The 1,288-nt window shown below is 73.7% G+C and carries 2 protein-coding genes; one reads left to right on the top strand and one right to left on the bottom strand.

Annotated elements, in window-relative coordinates; translation table 11 throughout:
* Positions 1–349, top strand: a 349-nt coding sequence (locus D7V93_RS43105) for a hypothetical protein (RefSeq protein WP_120648682.1), incomplete at its 5' end; no start/stop codon positions are given.
* On the opposite strand, the gene D7V93_RS43100 is transcribed toward D7V93_RS43105, so the two are convergent.
* Positions 342–1,288, bottom strand: a 947-nt coding sequence (locus D7V93_RS43100; RefSeq protein WP_147451686.1) for a cytochrome d ubiquinol oxidase subunit II, incomplete at its 5' end; no start/stop codon positions are given. The genes D7V93_RS43105 and D7V93_RS43100 overlap by 8 nt on opposite strands.

Genomic DNA, 1,288 nt, shown 5'->3' with positions numbered 1-1,288 from the left:
CGTGGACGCCGGCTACGACGAGCCCGAGCCGGACGCCATGGCCGTGCTCCTCGTGGAGTACGCCGTGAAGGGCAAGGGCAGCGGCCACGACTTCGAGCAGCGCAACGCCGTGGAGGAGCTGCTCACGGACGCGCTCGGCTGGACGGGCAACGGCGAGGTGGAGGGCGGCGAGACGGAAGAGGGCCGCATGCGCGTGCACTGCCGCGTGATGGATCCGGAGACGGCCGCGCGCACCGTGGTGGAGGCGCTGGACGCCGAGGAGCTGCTCGAAGGCGCCCAGGTGCTCGTGGCCCGGGGCGACGAGAAGCCCCGCGTCGTCCACCCGCCCCTCTTCCCCGTCCTCAAGTAGGCGTCGAAGAAACCCCGGGCGGAGCTCCGGGAGGCTGGGGCCGGAAGACTCGGAACAGGAGCACCAGCGACGGCACCACCGTCACCGCCCCCACCGCGAGCGCGACCAGCAGCAGCTTCTGCACCGTCGGCGACGCCGCCGCGCTTCGCAGCGTGAGGCCCGGGTACACGAGGTACGGCGCCTGCGACACCGCCCACCCCAGCACGATGAGCCCCGCCTGCGTGGCCGCCGCCACCCGCGCGGCCCGGAAGCGCCGCTTCCACAACAGCGCGAAGGCCGTCACCGCCGCCACCGCCGTGCCCACGTGCAGCGCCAGCGCGTAGGACGTCTGCGACAGCCCCGTCCACACCCGGGGCGCCCCCTCCCGCGACAGCAGCAGCACGGCGAAGGCCAGCGGGAACAGCAGCCCGCCCGTCACCAGTGCCCGGCGCCGGAAGTCCTCCGCCAGCTCCGGCGTGGGCGCCTCGTGCGTGAGGTACACCGCCGCCAGGAACGCGAACAGCCCCAGCGTCAGCACGCCCACCGACAGCGCGAACGGGGACGTCCACGACGCGAAGAAGCCGCTCACCACCGCGTGCCCCTGCATGCGGATGGCGTCGCTGGCCACCGCGCCCACGCACATGCCCAGCAGCAGCGGCGCCACCACGCTCGCCCCGCTGAAGAGCACACCCCAGCGGCGCTCCACGGCGTCGCCGCGCGTGTCGTAGGCGCGGAAGGTGAACGCCGTGCCCCGGAACACGATGCCCAGCACCAGCAGCGTCAGGGGCACGTGCAAGGCCACGCTCAGCGCCGCGAAGGCGCGCGGGAAGCCGCTGAACAGCAGCACCAGCCCGACGATGAGCCAGACGTGGTTCACCTCCCACACCGGGCCGATGGCGCGGGCAATGAGCGCGCGCTGCTCCGCCTTGCGAGGCCCCATCGCCAGCAGGTCCCACACCC

The organism is Corallococcus llansteffanensis (genome assembly GCF_003612055.1).
GTDB classification, from domain to species: domain Bacteria; phylum Myxococcota; class Myxococcia; order Myxococcales; family Myxococcaceae; genus Corallococcus; species Corallococcus llansteffanensis.
The sequence above is the reverse complement of the archived record's forward strand: the minus strand, read 5'-3'. Positions and strand labels throughout refer to the sequence as shown.